Annotated in this window: 1 protein-coding gene; it reads left to right on the top strand. The window is 63.1% G+C overall.

Features of this window, described 5'->3' with window-relative positions; translation table 11 throughout:
* Window positions 1-33: 33 nt before the first annotated feature.
* Window positions 34-1,047 (top strand): copper-containing nitrite reductase (nirK, locus tag FHW79_RS32320; RefSeq protein WP_183182691.1); only part of this gene is annotated, 1,014 nt, incomplete at its 3' end.

The raw sequence follows: 1,047 nt of genomic DNA, 5'->3' as shown, positions 1-1,047 counted from the left end.
GCTTCAGAAGCAACACTCGCCCTGGATTGCATCATGAAAAACAAGATCTTCCTCGCCACCGTCAGCGCCGCCGCCCTCATTGCCCTGTCGGGGATCGGCGCCGCATCGGCCACCACGCTGTACGCCGAGCCGAAGGTCAAGGAGGCGGCGGTCGACATTGTCCAGGACCCAGCGGCGGTCCCGGCGCCGGAAGCGGCGGGCAAGCGCGCGCCCAAGACCCACAACGTCGTGCTGACCACGACCGAGGTCGAAGCCAGGCTGGATGACGGCACGACCTACACCTATTGGACGTTCAACAACAAGGTTCCCGGCCCGATGGTCCGCGTCCGTGTCGGCGACACGGTGAACGTGTCCATGACGAACGCGCCCGGATCGATCATGAACCATTCCATTGATTTCCACGCGGCCACCGGTTTCCTTGGCGGCGGACAGATCACCCAGGCGGAGCCGGGCCAGACCAAGGAATTCTCGTTCAAGGCGATGGCGCCGGGCGTCTACGTCTATCACTGCGCCACGCCGATGGTCGCCCAGCACATCGCCAAGGGCATGTTCGGCCTGATCGTCGTCGAACCCGAAGGCGGCCTGCCGAAGGTCGACAAGGAATTCTATGTGATGCAGCAGGAGATCTACGCCACCAAGGCGAAGAACCTGCCGGCGGCGGAAGACGATTACGACGGCTTGGTGAACGAGAAGCCCGGCTATCTGGTGTTCAACGGCGCCGTGGGTGGGCTGGTGAAGGACAAACCGCTGAAGGCCAGTGTGGGCGAAACCGTGCGCATCTGGTTCGGTGTCGGGGGCCCGAACTTCACCTCGTCGTTCCATGTCATCGGCGAGATCTTCGATCGCGTCCACAACCTCGGTGCCCTGGACACGCCGCCGCTGAAAAACGTGCAAACGGTCACGGTGGCGCCCGGCGGGGCGACGATGGTGGAGTTCAAAGTCGATTATCCGGGCAAGTACGCCTTGGTCGATCACGCTCTGAGCCGCGCCACCAAGGGGCTCATCGGCATTCTGGAAGTCGATGGCAAGGCGGACGACAGTGTCATC

It is taken from the genome of Azospirillum sp. OGB3, from assembly GCF_014192915.1.
Taxonomy (GTDB): Bacteria; Pseudomonadota; Alphaproteobacteria; order Azospirillales; family Azospirillaceae; genus Azospirillum.
This window is presented reverse-complemented; position numbering and strand designations above follow the sequence as displayed.